This window comes from Ignisphaera cupida (assembly GCF_030186535.1).
Classification (GTDB): Archaea; Thermoproteota; Thermoprotei_A; order Sulfolobales; family Ignisphaeraceae; genus Ignisphaera; species Ignisphaera cupida.
Genome location: NZ_JASNVW010000002.1, coordinates 58,788 through 80,387 on the forward strand (window position 1 = coordinate 58,788; position 21,600 = coordinate 80,387).

At 35.2% G+C, this 21,600-nt stretch carries 17 protein-coding genes; 9 read left to right on the forward strand and 8 right to left on the reverse strand.

Going from position 1 to position 21,600, the window contains the following annotated elements; all coding sequences use genetic code 11:
* Nucleotides 1-252: 252 nt before the first annotated feature.
* The gene (locus tag QPL79_RS03800) at nt 253-1,776 is read right to left on the reverse strand and encodes a family 4 glycosyl hydrolase (protein ID WP_438839347.1); all 1,524 of its coding nucleotides are present in this window, start codon (nt 1,774-1,776) and stop codon (nt 253-255) included.
* Between the two features lie 111 nt (nt 1,777-1,887).
* On the opposite strand from QPL79_RS03800, the gene QPL79_RS03805 reads away from it, so the two are divergent.
* Both QPL79_RS03805 and QPL79_RS03810 read left to right on the forward strand, forming a co-directional pair.
* Nucleotides 1,888-5,028 (forward strand): alpha-mannosidase, encoded by a 3,141-nt coding sequence (locus tag QPL79_RS03805; RefSeq protein WP_285273464.1) that lies wholly within the window; start codon nt 1,888-1,890, stop codon nt 5,026-5,028.
* Between the two features lie 42 nt (nt 5,029-5,070).
* On the forward strand, nt 5,071-6,309 hold the full coding sequence (locus QPL79_RS03810) for a hypothetical protein (protein WP_285273465.1): 1,239 nt from the start codon (nt 5,071-5,073) through the stop codon (nt 6,307-6,309).
* A gap of 25 nt (nt 6,310-6,334) precedes the next feature.
* On the opposite strand, the gene QPL79_RS03815 is transcribed toward QPL79_RS03810, so the two are convergent.
* Nucleotides 6,335-7,396, reverse strand: a complete 1,062-nt coding sequence (locus tag QPL79_RS03815; protein WP_285273466.1) for an SIS domain-containing protein — start codon at nt 7,394-7,396, stop codon at nt 6,335-6,337.
* A gap of 48 nt (nt 7,397-7,444) precedes the next feature.
* Nucleotides 7,445-8,608: a class II D-tagatose-bisphosphate aldolase non-catalytic subunit gene (locus tag QPL79_RS03820; RefSeq protein ID WP_285273467.1), complete on the reverse strand. Its 1,164-nt coding sequence runs from the start codon at nt 8,606-8,608 to the stop codon at nt 7,445-7,447.
* A 103-nt stretch (nt 8,609-8,711) separates the two neighbouring features.
* Here QPL79_RS03820 and QPL79_RS03825 point away from each other — a divergent pair, with 103 nt between their 5' ends.
* Genes QPL79_RS03825 through QPL79_RS03840 form a run of 4 tightly spaced genes read left to right on the forward strand, consistent with a single transcriptional unit; the run spans nt 8,712 to nt 11,555 of the window.
* Nucleotides 8,712-9,710, forward strand: a complete 999-nt coding sequence (locus QPL79_RS03825) for a BadF/BadG/BcrA/BcrD ATPase family protein (protein WP_285273468.1) — start codon at nt 8,712-8,714, stop codon at nt 9,708-9,710.
* 24 nt (nt 9,711-9,734) lie between these two features.
* The gene (locus tag QPL79_RS03830) at nt 9,735-10,685 is read left to right on the forward strand and encodes a sugar kinase (RefSeq protein WP_285273469.1); all 951 of its coding nucleotides are present in this window, start codon (nt 9,735-9,737) and stop codon (nt 10,683-10,685) included.
* Nucleotides 10,686-10,738: 53 nt separating this feature from the next.
* Nucleotides 10,739-10,951: a hypothetical protein gene (locus QPL79_RS03835; protein ID WP_285273470.1), complete on the forward strand. Its 213-nt coding sequence runs from the start codon at nt 10,739-10,741 to the stop codon at nt 10,949-10,951.
* On the forward strand, nt 10,944-11,555 hold the full coding sequence (locus QPL79_RS03840) for a hypothetical protein (protein WP_438839348.1): 612 nt from the start codon (nt 10,944-10,946) through the stop codon (nt 11,553-11,555). The genes QPL79_RS03835 and QPL79_RS03840 overlap by 8 nt, the downstream gene beginning before the upstream one ends.
* Before the next feature lie 224 nt (nt 11,556-11,779).
* On the opposite strand, the gene QPL79_RS03845 is transcribed toward QPL79_RS03840, so the two are convergent.
* Together QPL79_RS03845 and QPL79_RS03850 are read right to left on the reverse strand one after the other, a co-directional pair.
* Nucleotides 11,780-12,244: an NUDIX hydrolase gene (locus tag QPL79_RS03845; RefSeq protein WP_285273472.1), complete on the reverse strand. Its 465-nt coding sequence runs from the start codon at nt 12,242-12,244 to the stop codon at nt 11,780-11,782.
* A gap of 177 nt (nt 12,245-12,421) precedes the next feature.
* The gene (locus QPL79_RS03850) at nt 12,422-13,381 is read right to left on the reverse strand and encodes a carbohydrate kinase family protein (protein WP_285273473.1); all 960 of its coding nucleotides are present in this window, start codon (nt 13,379-13,381) and stop codon (nt 12,422-12,424) included.
* Nucleotides 13,382-13,580: 199 nt separating this feature from the next.
* Here QPL79_RS03850 and QPL79_RS03855 point away from each other — a divergent pair, with 199 nt between their 5' ends.
* From QPL79_RS03855 to QPL79_RS03865, 3 genes are all read left to right on the forward strand, one after another.
* On the forward strand, nt 13,581-14,372 hold the full coding sequence (locus tag QPL79_RS03855) for a sugar phosphate isomerase/epimerase family protein (protein WP_285273474.1): 792 nt from the start codon (nt 13,581-13,583) through the stop codon (nt 14,370-14,372).
* Between the two features lie 172 nt (nt 14,373-14,544).
* Complete coding sequence (locus QPL79_RS03860) at nt 14,545-15,666, forward strand: Gfo/Idh/MocA family protein (RefSeq protein WP_285273475.1); 1,122 nt, start codon at nt 14,545-14,547, stop codon at nt 15,664-15,666.
* Nucleotides 15,667-15,677: 11 nt separating this feature from the next.
* Nucleotides 15,678-16,763 (forward strand): Gfo/Idh/MocA family protein, encoded by a 1,086-nt coding sequence (locus tag QPL79_RS03865; RefSeq protein ID WP_285273476.1) that lies wholly within the window; start codon nt 15,678-15,680, stop codon nt 16,761-16,763.
* Between the two features lie 32 nt (nt 16,764-16,795).
* On the opposite strand, the gene QPL79_RS03870 is transcribed toward QPL79_RS03865, so the two are convergent.
* From QPL79_RS03870 to QPL79_RS03880, 3 genes are all read right to left on the reverse strand, one after another.
* Nucleotides 16,796-18,019 carry a Gfo/Idh/MocA family protein gene (locus tag QPL79_RS03870; RefSeq protein ID WP_285273477.1) on the reverse strand — a complete coding sequence of 408 codons (1,224 nt, stop codon included), beginning with the start codon at nt 18,017-18,019 and terminating at the stop codon, nt 16,796-16,798.
* 210 nt (nt 18,020-18,229) lie between these two features.
* Nucleotides 18,230-20,473, reverse strand: a complete 2,244-nt coding sequence (locus tag QPL79_RS03875) for an ABC transporter substrate-binding protein (RefSeq protein ID WP_285273740.1) — start codon at nt 20,471-20,473, stop codon at nt 18,230-18,232.
* Between the two features lie 151 nt (nt 20,474-20,624).
* Complete coding sequence (locus QPL79_RS03880) at nt 20,625-21,599, reverse strand: ABC transporter ATP-binding protein (protein WP_285273478.1); 975 nt, start codon at nt 21,597-21,599, stop codon at nt 20,625-20,627.
* Between the last annotated feature and the right edge of the window lies 1 nt (nt 21,600).

Below are 21,600 nucleotides of genomic sequence, written 5' to 3' on the forward strand. Positions count from 1 at the left end.
ATCTTTGGTAATTTCAAAAAAGCCACCAGATAAAACATTCATAACTGCTATATATGATTTATATCTCATGTCAATAACCCATAGCATAGAATCTTTACTTTAATCGATTTAACCGTAGAGATTTGATATTTTTATTGGAACAGTGAAAAAGGCGATTACTTAAAGTAGGTTAATATTTTGGTGCTAGCCCCTTCACATACTTGTAATAAGCGAAGATGATAATGAAATGAAAAATAGAGGTTAAGTTTTTGTTTAGCTGTAGTGTTTTGCCATTTCTTCGTTTTCAGGTATTTTTAGTAATGCATTTATTACATCTTCTACTTGTTTCATACTTTTTGTTCTAACATCAGTTACTAGCCACTGAATAAGGGAGTCTCTTCCACCTTCCAGAAATGCTTGTAATGCCCATTCAGCTCTTAGTAGTCTATGTAAAAGCACATATCTATATATTTTGTGAGGTGGTTGTATTAATTGTTTTCTATGGACTCCTTTACCATCGATTTTAACAGGAATTTCAACAGCCACATCGTTTGGAATACCATTTAAGATACCTTCATTGGGAATATTCACTTGTAGTGGTGCTGGAACTTTTATTTTCTCCTCCTTGCCTGGAACATAGATGTAGTAGAATTCCTTGGGCTTATCATTTACAATAGCATCTATGATCTCCACAATGGATTCACCGCTTGACTGTGGGGGGTATCTATGGACTAGAGGTGTCGACATATCTTCAACTGCCATGGCAAGGGATTCTAAAGATCTTCGAAGAGCCGCTAAGTACATTGCCCATCCAATTTCAGAATCCGGTCCTCCATATGGCCCATACCAATATTTCTTGGTTTGCAGATCCCAATGGTATTTCCACGTGCCACCCCTAACAGCGTCGCCTATTGGCAAAAGACCATATGTTTTATACATGTCTATAGCTGCTGGAGATAAGTCTATATCAAAAGGATTTGCTGTAAACTCTTTCCAAACATTCCAGTACTTTTCAGCATCCTCCTTTATCCAATCATTCAAATACTTATATGCATCTTCGCCTGCATATCTAAACTTTGTAAGCCAAATAACGTGATTAAATCCCGACATCTCAACCTCGAGATCTTTAAAATCTATAAGTTTAGCTATTGTTGAGTAGCATTCAGGATCATGCATTGCACATAGACTTGTTATGTCTCTACCTAGCTTCTCTTTTGCTAATCTCATGCCCAAAACTTCAACAGCTTTTAGAAAGCCTAGATGTCCATGACATAAACCTATGAACTTTACCTTCTTAACCATTCTAGTTACAAGAGTTGTTAATTCAAAAACGGGGTTGGCAACGTTTATAAGCCATGCGTTGGGCGCATATGCCTCAACATCTTTAGCTATATCAAGCATTAACTTAAATTGGTAGTAGCCCCAAATAGTGTGGTAGTCGCTTACATAATTCCATTCAACGCTATTTATACCTCTATAATAACCATATTTTTCAGATATTTCTCTCATTTTCTCATAGTAGCTATGGCCACCAGCCATAGCAGAGTTTATCACAAAATCAGCATCTTTAATAGCTTCAACTCTATCCTTTGTCTTAAAAACCTTTGCATCAACCTTAAGCTCATCGATGTACCTCTTAGCAAAACCATATATTAAATTGAGTCTCCAATCACTTATATCCATAAGCCATATATCCACTCTATTCCTCAGATCCTCATGTATTAAAAGATCCATGACAATTCTGCTTGACCAAATAGCACTACCAGCTCCTATGAAAGCTACTTTAATTCTTTCCAAAATTAACACCATGATATAGTTGAAATGGTTAGATATTTAAATTTTTATCAAAATGATTAATAAGCCACAAACCTTTTTAACCACACCCCAATATATCTGTATGGTGGTTTTGTGAGTAGAAGATATGATTTGAGGATTGCTGAGAGAAGAGCTTTTGATCTATTGGCATCATCTATTGCAAATTATATTGAATTAGATGAGTGGTTTTATGCTAATGAAGGTATACGCATACAATTACCATTCGCTATTGATAGTACGCCAGACAAAATTCACATATTTAGAACTAGCATCGAAGTCCCCTCTACAAATCATAGATGGTTTCTAAAGTTTGTTGTTAATGGTAATGCTAGGCTTAGAATTAATGGAGAGAACTATTTTGGTGTTGATGAAGTACATACCTATGTTCCCATAACCTCTGGCAAACATGATATAGAGTTAATTGTTTCACCAAGAACTTTGTTTGGTTTGCATAAATGGGGGGTAATATTTTCAAAATCATATGTAGTTGAAGTTGCATGGAATGTTATGAAAGTGGCTTTGAAAATTCTTGAGATTCTAAGATTAGTTGAGGAGCTTCCTCAAGATTCTGAGTTTCGTAAAGATTTGCAAAATCTTTTGTTAAATACATTGCGAAATACTAGAATTAATCCATCTCTTAAACAAGTATCTATAGCTTTATCGCTTCTCTATGAATCTGAATTGCAAAAGCCGTTTATGAATAGAATGGATTTGAGAAGACCCTATGGCGACTATGGATGGCTAGCTCATGTTTATGGCATAGGTGTTTTAAAGGGGTATTTGGAGGATGTACCTGCAACACCTATGAATAAAGTTATTGAGGAGGCTAGGAGAATAGATGAAGAACTTAGCAAAGGTTTTGAAATGCTAAAGAATAAGTATCCTAAGATTGGCACGATATATGCTGTTGGCCATAGCCATATTGATGCTGCATGGCTTTGGCCAAGAAGTGAAACAATTGAAAAGGTTTTAAGAACATTCTCAACTATTACAAATCTTCTCAATGACTATAGATTTGCATATGTTCAAAGCTCTGCTCAGTACTATCAATGGGTTGAAGAATTAGATAAGCAATTGTTTGAAAAAATAAAGAAATTTGTTAGTGAGGGTAAGTGGATTATTGTTGGTGGTATGTGGATCGAAAGTGACACAAATTTGGTTGAGGGAGAATCATTAGCTAGACAGTTTCTCTATGGGCAAAGATACTTTTTAGAGAAGTTTGGTAGAATTGCTAGAATTGGTTGGATACCAGATAGCTTTGGTTTTTCAGGTAATTTACCACAGATTATGAGAAAAAGTGGTGTAGAGGTTTTTGTAACTCACAAGGTTATGTGGAATGATACAAACAAGTTTCCTTACCACACCTTTATCTGGAGAGGGGTGGACGGAACAGAAATACCTGTACAAGTGCTTATAACAAGCTATAACGAATCTGCAACACCAGCTTCTATCTATAGATACTGGTCTCTCTATAAGCATAAGGACTCCATACCTTTTACTATTTATTCCTATGGTTATGGAGATGGTGGAGGAGGTCCAACAAGAGAAATGCTAGAGTATATAGACCTAGCAAACTCTCTACCAATGTTGCCAAAGGTTGAACATCTTGTAGAAGATTCGTATATAAACGAACTTCTGAAGAACAAAAATGCTATGCCTACATGGAATGGAGAATTATATGTGGAAATTCATAGAGGCACTTACACAACAAATATAGATATGAAGAATGCTATGGCTGAAGCAGAAAAAGCTATCATAGAGATGGAAACTTTATCAACAATAGCACAAATTATAGGTAAGTATACTATTGATAAAGCATATCTTGATAATTTATGGAAATTAGTGTTGTTTAATCAATTCCATGACATAATACCTGGCTCCTCAATTAAGGAGGTATATGACGATGCTTTAAATGATTTAAAACATGTTATTGAAGAATCTAGCAAAATTATTTCAAAAGTCATTGATTCAATATCCGATAAACACTCCAATAAATACCACATTGCCATAGCCAACACTCTTCCATGGAAAGTAAAAACTGTTGTTGAAATTCCTAAGGGATTTGGAATTCCAAAGAATGTTGAATGTCAAGAAGATAGTGAGAGTTTCAAAATCATGGCTGAAACCATTCCAATGGGTATAACATATATTGAGCTTGGGGGTGACAGTTGTAAGACCTCTGAGGGTGTTAGGGTTTATGAGTATGCAGATGGGGTTGTTATGGAGAATAGTTATATGGTTGTTAAGATTAATGGAAATGGGGATATAGAGTCTATAAAGCTTAAGGAAAACAATGTGGAGATTCTTCGTGAACCAGCTAAAATAGTTGCTCATGTGGATAAACCTGGAGTATTTGACGCTTGGGATGTGACTGATGAGTTTTTCGAAGTGAGAGGTATCGAGCTAAAAGCTTTGGACAAGCCCAAAGTAATTTCAAAAGGTTCTTTAGAGGCTTGTGTAGAGGTTGTGAAAGGGTTTGAGGATTCTAAAATTATTCAGAGAATTTGTATGCAAAAAGATGTGAGTTATATCACAATATTTTGTAGAATTGATTGGAGAAGCAAAGGTGTTTTAGTAAAACACTGGTTCAAAACAACAACAAAAGCATCGAAAGCCATTTACGATATACCCTTTGGAGTTATAGAGAGATCAACTAAAATGGAGAGTAGTTGGGATGAGGCCAAATTCGAAGTACCTGCTGTTAGATGGGCAGACATATCTGATGATGAGAAAGGCCTTGCTATTATAGCGCCTTCAAGACATGGATACTCAGCAAAAGAAGGAGATATAGGGTTATCGCTAATAAGATCTCCTCTGTTTCCAAATCCATGGAGCGACCTAGGCATTCACGAAATTATCTATTACATTTATCCACACAAAGGCAATTATCAAGTAGCTGAAGTGCCTAGAATTGCTCAAGAAGCCCTGCACAAACCCATTGCAAAAATTGTTAGAGGTATAGGCAAAGAAGTTTCAGTTTTGTTTGTAGAACCTCCAAAAGCTATCATCTCAGCATTTAAACCTTCATACGATGGCAATGCCTATATCTTAAGAATATACAATCCATATAGAGAACCTGTAGAAATTACTCTTCACTTTAATATTCATGTAAATAAAGTTGAGGAAACAGATATTATAGAGTTGAATAGGCTTGTAGAACTCAACTTAACTGCAAATAATGTTAAGATATCGCTAAAGCCATTTGAGATAAAGACACTCAAAATCTACATCTAAATGAGGTTCTCAAAGCTAAAATACTGTATGGTGACACGGCTTTTGGAAATTGGCTATGCGAAAACAGCTGTAAATCCTCCAATAGGTATTAAACTTGAAGGGTATGCTAACAGATTAGAACCCTCTAAGTGTATATATGATGACTTATACTCTAGGTGTTTATCTCTCAAAGTCAAAGATACTACAGTAAGCATAGTTGTTGTAGACTCTATTGGCATACCATATTCACTTTATACCAAGGTTTTGAAGAGGTCTAGTGCTTTCGGTGTAGATGTTCTCTTAGGTGCTACACATAGCCACTCTACGCCTTCACCATTTGAGGATCCATTATATGAAGAGTATTTAGTTAGAAGTATTGTAGGCTGTATAAATGCATCTCTAAATAATATGAACAATATTCAGCATTTTGTTGTTGGCAAAAGCTTTTTGCCGCAGCTTATATATAATCGGAGGAAACCTCTGGAAGGGGTTGTAGATCCAGAAATTATAGCTGTAGATAGTAAATTAATAACAATAGTCAATTTCACATCACATCCCGTGGTGCTAGGACCCAACAATTTGTGTATATCATCAGACTACCCTGGTGCAGCTATTCGATGGCTTGAGAATATTACAAATAAAAATGCTATGTTTCTCAACGGTTGTTGTGGAAACATAAATCCATATACTGCTAGCACTAACATTAATAAGCCATATGATAGGAGTGGTGGCAGCTATGAGGAAGTTAAGCAGTATGGTGAAGTATTGGCTTTAGAAGCTTTAAAATCAATTAGACTAGGAGAAAGAATAGATCTAGAAAAATGTGATGAGCTAAGCTATAAAAAATCTGTTATCAGACTAAGGCTTCGAAAAGAAGTTATGGAAACTATATCAAGTTTGAGAAAAGCAAATATTGAATCCATGATTGTTGAGGCTGAAAAACAAGGAAACGTATATGAGTTGTGGAAGCTTAAACTAGTTAAAGCATTTCTTAGGGAGATAAGCGAAGAAGATTTACCAGTACCTATAGCTGTAATCAATTTGTGTAATAAACTAGCCTTTGTATTTCTTCCTGCAGAAGTTTTTGTGGAACACCAACTATACATAAAGAACAAAAGCCCATTTAAATACACAATTGTGACATGTTACTTCAACTCTTATTGGATGTATATACCAACAAAAGAAGCGTTTTCTGAAGGTGGTTATGAAGTTGAGCCATATATATCAATAATTGAAGCTGGTGAAGGTGAGAAACTTAGGGATGAGGTTGTTAAAATGCTTCAAGAAGTTTATACAGGCTAATCTAAACATTTAATTACTATAATTATTAAAATTTTTCCACAAATCTAACAAGGTTTCTAGGTGCATCAACATTAACTCCTAGTGTAGTTGCATATCCCACGGCTATGAGTTGTATGGGAAGTATTGCGGACAGTGCCTCAAATTCCTCGATATCTATTTTCGGCAATTCTATAGTATTATCATCTATGTCTCTGCTACTAAATCTAATAAATAAGCTTGTTTTTTCAAGTCCTTTAATCCTTTCCCTTAGCTCTTTATATAGTTTATACACATAAGAATAGCTATTGTCATGCTGATTAAATATTGTAATCACTTGCTCTTCACCTAAAGTGGCGATTGGTCCATGCCTAAACTCTAATGAGTAGAGAGCCTCGGTAGATGTATATGATGTTTCTTTTACCTTGAGAGAAGCTTCAAGAGCTATTGGATAAGAAGGACCTGAACCCAAAAATACAAATCTCTTTAAGTTCTTTAGAGCTATTTCCTTGCCAATATTAATGTAAATCTCCTTAGCATTCAAAACATTTGTAAAATATTCAGAGAGGATGTTGAGAGAATTCCTCAATAAATCAATAACTTCCTTACCTGAGACCATCATCATAGAGATTATTAAGCCTGTTAGAGATAAAGTCACGAAGCTTTTTGTCATAACAACACCTCTTTCAATACCTACATCAACATAGACATATTTTTCAGCTATGCTCATACCTTTCTCACTTTTGCTTATTGAAACCATTACGGTGTAAGCACCTAACTCCTTAGCTTTTTTCAAAGCTTCTAAAGTCTCAGCTGTTTCGCCGGATCTTGAAAATGCAATGACACAACAATCTTTTTCAAGTTTATTATGATACATAATAAACTCTGAAGAAGGTGTAGCATAACTATACATCAACTTGGTTTTGTGTATTGGAAAACTTGAGAGCATTGCAATGTAGTAAGAAGAGCCGCAGCCTATCATATATATGTGTTTGCATCTAGATTTCAAGTCTCTTGCTATAGATTCAAACAAATCTGTGCTATTCTCAATAGATGTTATGGCTCTTGGAATCTCTGAAATATCTTCAAGTGTTTTATATGTAATTTGCATAATATTCGCCTAGTAGCGCTCACAATCTAAGTAATAAAAGCTTTTAGGTTAAATAATTCGATGTAGTCCAAGTCTAATAAAATATCTATACACCTCTTCTTCAAGACTTTTAACTAAATGATTTCTTATGTCAAACCCTAGGTGCTTATTAACATCATTTAAAAATATTTCCAATTCGTTCTTAGACCATATGTAGCGAGATGCAAGACCCAGTTTATACTCCTCAACCTTGTTAATATCAATTAAATATTTTCTGAGCCTATCTGCTGAAGCAATGATTGTGTTAAGCTTTGTTATTAACTCATTTGCTAATTCCTTTTCCAAATTTTCAAAGATTATTCTCTTAAATGTGGAATACATGGTATGAGCAAACATAGGTCCTACGTTAATTCCACCAACATTTTCTAATATAAGGTATTCCAAATGAGTTAGATAATCTCCGGAATGAATCTTTAAATAGATGTTGTGTTTCTGCATAATTTTTGAGAATGTAGATATGATAAGCAGGTTAGCTTTATTATAGGGAACAACTTCTGTTCCAACATCTGCAACACCAAAAACTATCTTTTCAATGTTTATACCTCTTGATTTAAGTCTTGACATGGTTAACTCAATAAACTTGTCTATTATTTCCGGTGATTTGTAGCCCCATCTATCACTTCCAATTTCATAGCCAATATCAACACCATGTTGTTTTGCCATGTCTTCGGAATATTCAATAAGTTCTACAGTTCTATAAGCAGCCACATCAGGTTCAGCATTTCTATCAGGTTTATTTAAATCAATAGTTGTATCAATGTGAATTAAACTAAAACCGGCTTTTATAAACTCATTTAATGATTTGAGAAAATCATCTACAGCTTCTTCATAGGATAAATTTTTGAGTAAATGCTCGTCTCTAAGCCAGGGCCCTCCATGATCAAGTTGAAGAAATATTAATGTATTATTTTCATGTAAGTTTTTCATATAGTTGTTAATGTACTCTGAAAATTGTTTAGGAGTCCAACCAGTATATCCACCATCAACATTTATTTGATTTAATGAAGCAATAAAAATTATTGGAGCCTTTAAATTAGTTGCAGCATTAAGTACTGCAGTAACAACGTATTTAGAGATAGGTGAAACCCCCAATAAACAAAAATTTCTGTTTTGAATATTTCTTAGAAACAACAAGTCTCTTAATGCTTTATAATCACCGTAAAAATTCGTCAACTTACAATACGCCTCTCAGCATTTAGTGTCAAAGTATCTAGGCCTTATTTAGCATAACTTAAGTTTAAATAGTTTTTTATCACCATAAGAAGTTGGTGTCTCTATGAAATTTATGGCTATTGATACAGGAAAGACAAAAACTATTGCAATGCTTTTTGACAAAAATTTAGATGTTTTATGTAGTGTTGCTGGAGATCCTGCTGATATAACTCTTGATCCAGATGTTGTTAAGGGGAATATAGATAAGGTTGTGAGGAAATGTTTTGAGTTGTCTGGTCTTAGTTTTAAAGATATTGACTTAGTTGTTTTTAGTTGGGCTGGTCTCGATACTAAGAAGGATTTTGATATTGCTTGGAGTTATGTTAAAGAGCTTGGCTATCCAATTGAGAAAATTGTTATTGAGCATGACGCTGTAACAGCTTTTTATGCTGTTACATGGGGCGAGCCAGGCATTGCTATTATAGCTGGTACAGGTGCTATAGCTTTTGGTATGGATAAAAAAGGTAGAAGAGCTAGGTCAAGTGGATGGGGGTGGCTCATAGGTGATGAGGGAAGTGCTTCATGGATTGCTTTACAAGCTCTTAACGCAGCTTCAAGAGCTTATGATGGTAGAGACAGATATACCTCTCTTGTTGAAAGAATAAAAAATTTCTTTGGAGTTAACGACTTACTTGATATTGTTACAATTGTATATAGAATTAAGCCATTTGATATAGGAAAAATAGCTGCAATAGCTGTTTTAGTTGATGAGGAAGCTGAGAAGGGTGATGAAATAGCTATGGAAATAATGAATAAAGCTGGGCTGGAATTAGCCCTAGCTGTTTATAATGTTGCGCAAAAGCTTAATATGGTTGATGAGGAGATTATTGTTGGTGGTGTTGGTAGCGTGTTTAAGTCTAAGATTGTTCGAAAAGTCTTCGAAGAAAATGTTAGGAAGATGCTGAAAAAGGCTATATTGAGGGATCCGATTATAGGATACAAGGCTATTATAGGTCCTGTTATAATAGCTTTGAAGAGATTTGGTGTAGAGATAAATAGGGATGTTGTAAATCTTATTGAGGAAAGAGTTAATAAAGCAGAGAAAAATATTGTAACAGTTTAAGTATTTATTGCTGAAGGTGGTATGATGGCATTTGATGTTATATCACTTGGTGAGCTTCTTGTTGAGTTTGTTAGAAAGGAGAGAGATGGTGTTCATACAACACCTGGAACATACCTTGGGCCTTATCCAAGTGGGGCACCTGCAATTACTATAGATTCTTGTGCACGTCTAGGACTAAAAACAGGATTTATAGGCGTTGTTGGAAATGATGATTTTGGTCAACTTCTTATAAAGAGACTTGCTAGTGATGGTGTTGATGTATCGAAGATTTATATAGATGAAAATTCTATGACCGGAATGGCTTTTGTAGCATATAGAGTTGATGGAAGTAGAAGATTTGTATTTAACTTAAAATTTTCTGCATCTGCAAAGTTGTCACCAGACCATATAGAAGTGGATTATGTTGGTAAGTCAAAGGTTTTGCACATATCCGGTTCAACAATTTTCATAAGCAAGAGTAGTAAAGAAGCATGTGAAAAAGCTGTTACAATAGCTAAGCAAAACAATGTTTTGGTCACACTTGATCCAAATCTAAGACCTGAACTTGCATCCTTAGAAGAGTCTAGAGAGGCTTTAAGCTTCTTCATATCTAAAAGTGATGTGATTCTTGTAGGTGAAGATGAACTTCTAAAACTATTTGATACCCAGTATCTCAATGAAGCAATTCAAAAGTTATTTGATCGAGGTCCAAAAATAGTTGTTGTTAAGAGAGGTAAGAGAGGATCCATGATGGTAACAAGATCCGGAGATGTTGTAGAAGCCTCAGCGTTCACAGTTAAAGAGGTAGATCCAACAGGAGCTGGGGATGTATACAACGCAGCTTTTATATATGGGTATCTAAAAGGATGGGGTTATAGAGATATCCTCATATTTGCAAATGCTGCAGGAGCTGTGAAAGTAATGAAGGTAGGTCCCATGGAGGGCCCAGAATCCATCGACGAAATCTCGAAGATAATCAGAGAATTTAAGGTTTAAACACAAGTAGTTTTAACTCAAAACACAAAACTTTATTAGGTTTAAGTTTAAATATGTCTTTTAGTATTGATGGGAATGTGTTTAGAGAAGTATTTAAAAAATCTTACATGAATAGAAGTAGGTATAGGACTAGTAGGAGGAATATGGAGGATATCATTAGACTTGGTCTTTTTGCTAAAGAGCTTGTCAGTCTCTATTTCTCTGTGGTTAAATGGAATGATTTTGATAGGGTTTTGAGAATTAATGTAGGTGTTACTGTTGAGTGAAGGAGGTGTGCTATCTATAGTAAATGAGCTATATAAAGCTTTTATTAATGATGTTTTGCCAAAATTAGAAAAGATAGCAGATGAGGGTAAGCGGTATCTCTATTTCTTAGCATGGCTAAATAGTGAACTTGAAAAGAGATGTTTAGGTAAAATAATTGTTACTGGTGGATTTGCTGTTGAAGTGTATACTGGTAGAATCTATAGAACAATGGATGTGGACATCATTGTTGAAAACGCAAAAGCTAAGAATATTATCGATGAGTTCTTAAACATGTTTTCTGAGAAAATTGGGAGGGGGCATTTACCAAAATATGAAATACTTCAGTTAAAATCTATAGACATAGTGTCAACAGTTTATAATAAACCAGTTATTCCAACAAAGATAATTGTAAATAGTTTTACATTGTATTTAGAACCTGTGGAAGAGCTTATTGTAACTTATTTAGCTGGTTGGAAGTTTTGGGGAGCTACAGAGGATAGGGATAAAGCCATCTGGTTATATATGGTATGGAAAGATAAGTTAAATATGCACTATCTTGAATCAAGGGCTTTGAAGGAAAATGTTTATGACTATCTTCAGGAGCTTAAGAAAATAGCTATTTAAATCACGATTTCAAGTAAGGTTTTAGATCAAAATTGGTAATATATTATATTCTTGAATTTAGCACTGTTTTACGTGATGAAAGGAGGGAAGAGCTGAGTCCTGATGACCTCACCCTTTGCTGATTAATTCTTATGTTTTGCAGATAACATTGAAATAAGCCTTTATTCAGAAATTGAAATGTTGTTGGATTGTACTTTATTAGAATTGAAAAATAAGTTGATATGTTAAAAAGGTACATAGTTTAAGTCTTTGTTAAGGATTTTCTCAACAAGTTTTTTCGTTGTTTTTGTTACATCATCTCTTTTAATAACTTCTTCAAGAGGTATCCAAGCAACATCAATAGCGTCTCCACCTGCCCTGAGATTGCCTTTAATAGTGTTTGAATCGAATAGAACATCTATGATTACGTAGTGATACTGAACCTTTCCAAGCTCATCACGAGTTATAGCATTGAAAACTCCTATAATTCCAAGGGGCTCAGCAACAATGCCTGTTTCTTCTTCAAGTTCCCGCTTGGCTGCTTCATCAATAGTTTCACCAGCTTCTATTGCACCTCCAGGAACAGCCCATACACCAGGTCTTGGAGCATAGCCTCGTTTAATAAGCAAAATACTATTGTTTTTAACAAGGACACAGCCAACAGCTGCAATAGCATATTTAGGATATAACCTACCACAATTTTTGGTCAAGGTAATCACATTTAGTGTTAACGCATGATTAACGTCATTGGTATAAAACACTGGCCTGAAACATTAATAAGCGTTAATAGCCATAGACTAATGATTTGAAATATGAGTAAACATATCGCAGTGCAGAAATGGTGATAAAAACTGTAGATTTAATATCTTTAATGCTGTTGAAACATCTTAATGAGCAGATACAGTATTTAAGTATTGTTCAAATTCTTGTCTCTTTGGAATAGCCGTTACAGCTCCTCTTTTAAGGCATTTTAAACCTGCTACGATATTTGAATACATTACAGAGGTTTCAAGGTCTTTACCTTCAAGTATGTAAAATGTTATAAATGCTGCTGTCCAAGCATCTCCAGCTCCTGTAGTATCAACAGGCTTTATTTTTATTGCTTGTTTATATACCTCTTCTTTTCGTGTTTTTACATATGCCCCCATAGCTCCAAGTCTTATAGCCACAACCTCAACATTTTTATATTTCCTCATAATCTTTTCAGCAACATATTTGTAGTCTCTAGTCATAAACATGTTGTCTAGCTCTTCAAAACCCATGGTAATTATTGTGGAAACCCTAAAATATTTATCCATAACCTCCAATGCCTTGTCTCCATACCCCCAAATATCCTGTCTGTAATTAGGGTCTATAGAAACTTGAAGACCTTTTTCAAAAGCTCTACTCATTATAGCATATACAGTTTCTGAGAGAGGTGGATATGCTGTTGCTACGCCAGATACATGAATAATCCTAGTTTTTACAACACTATCTACATCAATATCATTCACAGTTAACATTGTATCAGCTGTTTTTACCCAGGGATCTCTATAGAAAAAGAAATCTCTTTCACCACCACTTTTTCTAACAACAAAAGCAAGTGACGTTCTAGCAGATTTTGTTACAAGCCACCTAATATCAACACCTTCATTTTCGAGAAAGTTTTTAAGCATATACCCAAACTGATCATCCCCTACAGCTCCTATAAAGGCGGATCTATGCCCAAGTCTTGCAATACCAATAGCAACATTTGCAGGAGCTCCACCGAAATGTATTTCAAAAACCATTCCATCTCTGTAACTACCTTCTTCAACAGGTATTATATCAACCAGTATTTCTCCTACGCATACAGCCTCAATAGACATAACTACCACACATAACCAATTTTGAAATACATATATTATAAATCTATTTAAACAATGCCAAGAAATTTCATCAGAACAAAGCTTTATCACATCATATAATTAAATATGAATAGCATGTTTGATTACATCGTTATAAAAAACTTAGAGTAAGACTTATAATTTTTGCATAAAACCATATTTGCTGGGGTGGGTTAGATATATGCGAATTGCACTTCAGCTGTATTCACTAAGATCTTATCTTGAGAAAAACTTTGAGGAAGTAATTAGGTGGGTGGCTGATATAGGTTTTGAAGGTGTTGAGTTTGCAGGTTTCTATGGCAAGGACCCTAATTGGCTTAGAGAATTCTTAAGCAAAGCTGGTCTTGAAGTAGCAGGGGCACATATTCCATTGAATGCTTTTAGTGATAGAGAATTTGAGAAAACCATAGCATTTAACAAGAGTCTTGGAAATAAATATCTTATAATACCTGGGGCACCCAAGGAAATGATAAAAACACGAGGTGATTGGATAAGTTTCTCAAAGACCTTGAATAATCTAGCTAATAAGCTTAAGATACATGGCATGAAAATAGGTTATCACAATCATAGATCAGAATTTGAGTTGGTTGAAGGTGAAAGACCTTGGGATATTATTTTCAGTAATACTGTTAGTGATGTTATTATGCAGCTTGATATTGGACATGCGCTAGCAGCGAAATTATCTGAGGAGGAGATAATAACTGTTATCAAAAAATATAGGGGTAGAGCTGTGACTATTCATGTAAAAGATTATTCAAAGAAAAAAGCTATTGAATTTCAAAGTGTTGAAAAAGGCTATGAAGTTGTTCTTGGAGAAGGTGATACAAAGTGGTTAGATATTATAAAAGCATTGAAAGACTATGGAAATACTGAGTGGCTAATAATAGAGCAAGAAACATATCCTTATCAACCACCAATAGAATCCATTAAAAAATCTTATATATTCCTACGTAATCTTATTGCAACATTGTAAATTATGTCAAAGACAAAACAATATTTTTTGACTTATATTTTTAAACATCACAATTGAAAGATATTGCTACAAACATCACTAAGCTGATTACTCTCTAATAATTTTGTTCACCAAACTAATTGAACATATATTTAAATACTTCACGCTGTTACATTCTAATGCAGTGTTGCATATGTCTAAATTAAGAATAGCTTTTATAGGGCTGGGGGGAATAGCTAAGAATGCTCATTTACCAGCTTTAAAAGGACTTGGATATAAAGTTGATTTTTGTGTTGATATAGACACTGGAAGAGTGAAGGAATTCACTGAAAATGTTGGATGTAAAGGTTATGCAGATTATAGAGAAATGCTCAAGAACGAAAATCCTGATGTTGTACTTGTTGCAACACCTCATGCTTTTCATGCTCAAATAGCTGTTGATGCTTTAGAAAATGGTTCTCACGTATATATTGAAAAACCTATGGCATTAACGGTTGAGGAGGCAACTAAAATAGTTGATGTTGCTCATAGAAAGAATAGATTTATTGTTGTTGGCCACAATGGAAGGTTTAGTTATAAAAACTACACAGCTGCTAAAATCATTCATAAAGGTGTTGTTGGGAAAATTTATTATGCAAGAGGATTTATACTTAGGCAAAGAGGGATACCACCAGCTCCAACATTTCTAAAGAAAGAACTTGCAAGAGGAGGAGCTGTATATGATATAGCTTCACATGCGTTAGATATGCTGCTTTACTTTATAGGTTATTCAAAACCTGTTTCTGTTAAGGGATTTACCTATAGAGCTTTTGGTGAAAGAGTGGATGAGTTTGGAGGAACCTATCCACAGCCACCTATACCAGGCCTAACATCTGATGTGGAAGACTTTGGCTCAGCATTTATATCATTTGACAATGGCATTGCCATGTATGTAGAGGTTAGCTGGGCTGGGTATTTAAAGGAAAGCAAAGTAGAGTATGTGGTTCTTGGTGATAGAGGAGGAGTACATGTAGATAATACTAACCTATACTACATATCATCAGCTGGGAAAGAGCTTTTTGTGGGAAGCCATGTTGGTTTAAACATACATGTTGATACCTATGCTGAGGTTTGGAAAAAATTGTTGAATGCTATTGAGAAAAATGATGAAGCTTGCTTATGTCCTGCAACAACAGCTGAACAAGGCTTTATTAACACTGCAATTCTGGAGTCTATCTACAAATCATCGATGAGTGGTAAGGAGGTTGAATTAAATATTCCAGATAAAATAGTTGAGCATGCTAAAAATCAATTGAAGTGTCTAGTAAATGAATAATGGTGTTATATATGGATAGAAAAATTGTTAGATATGGTATTATAGGTGTTGGTGGCCATGGTGTAAATAGGCATTTAGTTCCATTACTCAAAGTATCAGAGGCAAAACTTGTTGCAGTAGCTGATATAGATAGGGCTAGATGTGAGGATGTAGCATCTAAATATAATACAAAATGCTATACTGACTACATGGAGATGATTAGCAAAGAAGATTTAGATGCTGTTAGCATTGTTACTCCAACAGGTCTTCACGCAAAAATAGCTATAGATGTTTTAAAAAGAGGTATTCATGTATTAGTTGATAAACCTCTTGGCGCAAATCTTGACGAAGTTGTAAATGTTGTTAAAACTGCTAAGAAAATGAATAGAAAGCTCATGGTTGGCTACTGGTCCAGGTTTTCACCAGCACTTCAATACATTAAAGAAGTTTATGAAACGAATCTTTTAGGAGAGCCTTACTATGCATATGGATATCTAATTAGGAGAAGAGGCATACCAGGAAAACCAACGTTTATAGATGAGAAGCTGTCTGGTGGAAAAGGGGCATTGCTTGATATAGGGTGTTACATACTAGATAACCTCCTTACAGCAACAGGATTTAGAAAACCATTAAGTGTTAGTGGAGCTGTTTACACAAAGTTTGGTAATGTGCCAGAGGAAATTAAATTTAATTGGGGCAACTGGGACCCATCAAAATTTAAATTAGATGACTTCGCCACTGGTTTTATTAGATTTGAGGGTGGCTTAGTAATAAGCTTTGAAGTTGCGTGGGCAGCTAATGTTTCTCATGTTGGTGAAGTGGGGTATATGAAGATTCTTGGTGATAAGGGTGGTATTGAAGCTAGAGGTGATGAGGCTATGAGAGAAGTTTCATTTCATAGCAGAACAAGCAACTTTCTATATGATGCAAAACCCATTATAAAAACAACTGATATGGCTTATGAGATGATCAAATCATTTGTAATAAGCATTATTGAAGATAAAGAACCTCCTGTTACTGGATATCAAAGTGTGGTTCTTCATGCAATAATAGATGCTGTTTATGAATCCTCGGTTAAAGGTAGAGAAGTCTTCATAAAAATTCCTGAGGATATATAAACTCTAAAATCGAAAAATAGAGGTAAAAAAGGCTATGTTTTCTTTCTTGCATATATAGGTATGTAGTCCTCTACCTGTATTGGGTCAAACCTTATTTTAGTGCCTTTCTCTGCAGACAGATATGTGTGCATCATTAACTGAACTACTAAGTAGCCATCATACCAATTCTCCATAGGCATTTTATTAGCTAAGAACGATTCAACCATATGCTTATCCTCTGCATGATAGCCATAAGTTATGGACTCGTCAGGTATTATTGGCATAAGACCTTGTTCAGCATTTTGCTTCTCTACAAATTCTTCTGTTGGCGGTATCTTAATGTTTCTACTGATAAACGTGAAGAGCTCTGGTTGTAGAGTGTTTATGTAGAGACTGTATTCTGGCCCTAGAACCTCAAATGATAGTCTCAGCCCTGCTCCTACGAAAGACCAGGAAGTTCTAGTTTCCGATAAAACTATGTTGCCTTCATCATCTTCGTAAGTGACAACTGCAAGTGCATAGTCTTCTGCAGGCTCTTTCTCAAAGTCTACTCCAAAACGCTTCTTAAGCTCCTCAACATATTCTTTCTTCAGCCACTTCAATATAGCTACCTCCCCATAGACATATCTTGGCTTAAGACTATCCCTACCTTTTCTAGGGTCATAGAGAAAGAATCTTGCAGCTTCTAAGCTATGGCACATCATGTCAAGCAACACTCCTCCACCAGATATTGAAGGTCTCCAAAACCATGAATTATGAGGACCTGAATGCTCTTCAGCAGCTCTTGCAAGATATGGTCTTCCAGAGTATTTAGCACCAATATTCCACACAACATCTTTGCCCTTAGTAACAGATGGCATGAAAACTTGGTTTTCTAAATACCCATGCAACAAACCAGCCTTCTCAACAGCACTCAGCATCTCCTTAGCCTCCTTTACATTTCTAGCAAGAGGTTTTTCAATAACAACCCCAACTAAATTTCCTTTACCCTGCCTAGCCTCTTCAGCAACATACTTAGCGTAAGTAACATGAGTATCATTAGGAGTTAAAATCCAAATAGCGTTAACCTTAGAGTCTTTCAGCAAATCCCAAACATCAGTATAAACCTTTGGTTTACCCAAACCAAGTTGCTCAGCATATGAAGCAAGCTCCTTAGCTTTCTCAACACCTCTAGAGTAGATAGCAACAACATCAGCATTTCTAATATTAGCAAAAGCCCTAAGATGAAATCTTGCAACAAATCCTGCACCTATAATACCCACACCAAGTCTATCCATAAATTATCTCCCAGAGTAACTATCAATTAAGCCCTATTTATATATTTTAATGTACATAAGGAAAAGATAATAGAAGACAATGCAAGATTCAAGATGCTAGGAAACTACAATGAATTGCATATATATTCTTTAACAATCACTAATTAAAATAATTTATCAATAAATTAAATCGTAGATTTATAATTAAAAAAGTTTAAAATTATTTTATTTTTATCTTCTTTTTATTGTCCATGCTATTGCGAATCCAATTATGAATAACACTATTGCTATTGCTATTGTTGTTGTCCATTCTGTTACTGTTTGTGTAATAGTTGATGTTGTTGTTGATAATACTGTTGATATTGTTGTAATAGTTCTTTCAATTGTTTGAGTAACAACAGTTGTAATAGTTACTACAACACCAGGTGCTGTTGTAGGTGTTGGTGTTGGAGATGGTGTTGGCTTAGGAGTTGGAGTTGGTGTAGGTGTAGGCGTTGGTGTTGGCTTATATCCTTTTGGATATAGTTGTACTAATTGTATTTTGAATGGTTCGCACCAGAACATTGGATTTACTCCTGGATTTGCACTCGATGGCCATCCATCCCAGTAGTCATTGACATAGAAGAGTAGCTTCTTGCAGTCACCAGTTGTTATAGAAACCATTTCTTTTACCACAAACTTTATTATCTCTTCAGTCATTGCTATTTGTTCTTGTGATCCAGGGAGCATTCCTAGTGCTTTATTTATTAAGCTATCCAACTCTGGATTGCAGTATCTGGCCCAGTTAGGGCTATAGTTACCTATTGGCTTAACAAACTGACATTCAAGTATTTGATAATTCATTGGTATAACGAATGGGTCAGATGCAAAGGCGTGCAAGCCCCAGTATGAACCTACTTCAAATGTTCCATAGCTTGCAGCATTCCAGAACGGTGTGGATTCTAATACTTGAACACTAACATCTATTCCAAAGCTTCTCCACATTTCAGCAGCTGCCTGTCCTAATACAATGGCATCGTATTCATATGTTGGTATATTGATTGTTATTTTCCATGGGGCTCCATTAGGCAATAACCACTTTCCATCAGGTCCACGCTTAAATCCTACTTTCTTTAGTAATTGCTCTGCTACATCAGGTGCATATTTCCACCATCCAATACCCCATGTATATGTTATTCTATCTTTACTCCACTCTTGTGTTATATATCCTTGTGCCTTTGCCCATTCATATATCTTAAATGGTATTATGTCGTCAAAAACTTTGAATTGCGTACCATTGGGTAGTGTTATAGCGAATTCTTTTAGCCATGGCAATAATCTTTCTTGCCAGTAGAGAGTAGGTCCTTCTGTGCCAACAGGTAGTATAACAATTCTTTGAATACCTCTGTAGGCTTCTATCATAAGCTTTGTCATGTTAATTGCTAAAGCTAATGCCCATCTAACCTCGGTTATGTTATATGGATACTTCATTATGTTAAAGTATATTCCTCTATTTGTTGGGTCATAACCCCAGAAGTATGGCCATTGAGGAAGCCATGTAACTATTCGATTACCCATGGACTTTAGTATTGTTTCAAAAGCTTCTGGGCTTGGATCAAATATTGTGTCTAGGTTTCCTGCAAGTGTTTCTAGAACCTTGGTTTGCTGATCCAAGAAACCTCTTTCAAGAACCCATGTGGGTCCTCCATACCAGCCATATTTCTGTATTAAATCACCTAAATCTGATCTTAAATAATCATCTCGTCTCTTCCATAGGAACCACATTCCACCTGTATCATAACTATGCAACACATAAGGTCCTATGCATACAGGTGGGTTAAATTTATCTTCATGGATTTTATCCATTGATATGCCTTTGTTTTCAAAATAATGCTTTGGCATTATGTACATAGCATTCCAAGCTTGGACGAGGAAGATGTAATGTGCATAGGGGTTTGGTTGTGTAAGTGTTATCTCCACAGTGTATTTATCGAGGGCTTTAACATCTTTAACCCATGTCTTTGCTGTGGCATACCATATTAGGTTGGGGTTGTTAAGCATGGCCTGAATAGTAAAGACAACATCATCTGCTGTAAATTCAACTCCATCACTCCAGTAAACACCTTGCTTAAGTTTTATAGTCAATTTTGTATAGTCTGGGCTATATTGTGGTGGTGCAGCAGCTAATATGTTAACTGGTTTGCCCATTGGATCAGAGAGATTGCCATACCACAAAGCATCTACACAAAATTGATGTATATGCCCTTGAGGCACTCCAACAACCCATACATTGAAGTTGCTAGGATCAGGTGTTCTGCCATGTATTATATCAAGTATAACAACATCCTTCCTGGAGACTCCTGGTGGGAGAGGAAGTTGTGCTGAAACTTTGGGCGTAAATCCTAGTATTAGTGATGCAAACATTATTACAATGAGAATTATTGCAGCAATTTTTACAACATTCATTGCTTGTTTCATATTGAAACCCATGTACATCACATATATCACCCATTATGCAACCTTTCACAGTCTGTGCATGTCCTGCGTTTTTAAGCTTTTTGTATGTATGAAGGTATAAAGGTAAGATAGGGTATGTAAAATTGTAGAAAACAAAATAGTATTATTCAATCGCTATTACTATTAACCGTTACGTAACATATAGCCAGCATCTAACGGCTCTACCATTAATTTTTATTTCTGGTGGTGGGGTTTCATAACACTTTTTGGTAGCGTAGGGGCATCTCATAGCGAATTTACATCCCTGAAGTAGAAATTCTTTCAATTCTATTGTTGATCTTTTAAGAGGCTTCACCTTTTTACGTATATCTAGACTGGGTTCAAGAACCGATGATAGTAATAGTTGTGTATATGGATGCAAAGGCTCGTTATAAACCTTTGTAATTGGGCCTAACTCTACAAGATCACCTCTATATAGAACTGCTATTCTATCCCCAACATAATATGCAGTCAAAATGTCATGTGTAACATATATTATTGATGTTTTTAGATTCTCTTTAACATCTTTCAAAATGTTTAGAATATCTACACGTAATGATGCATCAAGCATTGAAACAGGTTCATCAGCTAAAAGCAGCTTTGGTCTAGATAAAAGTGCTCTTGCTATTGAAATTCTCTGTAATTCTCCCCCAGAAAATTCGTTGCTTCGTTTTCCATCAACTTTTTCTAGACTTAAACCTACAAATCTAAGTGTTTGATCAATTAATGTTTTTCTTTCTGACGCATTTCTCACTTTTAATAAATACTTTAAAGTGTCATTTAAATAGTCCACAACAGGTCTTAAAGGATTAAATGTTTCGAATGGATCCTGAAATACGGCTTGCACCTCTTGTCTATACCACCTAACCTCAGAAGATTTCATTTTGAAGATGTTCTTACCCTTATACAAAACAGTTCCATAATCTGGTACCAGCATTCTTAGTATTATTTTTAAAAGAGTTGATTTTCCACTACCTGTTTCACCAACAATTACTAAGATCTCTGGTTCTATAGGCATAGTCAAGGAGACATTGTTTAATGCTCTGAATTTTCTCAATCCAAGTAAACCATAGCCAAAAAGCTTAGTTACATTATTTATGTGCAACAAAGTATCTGTATTATTCATA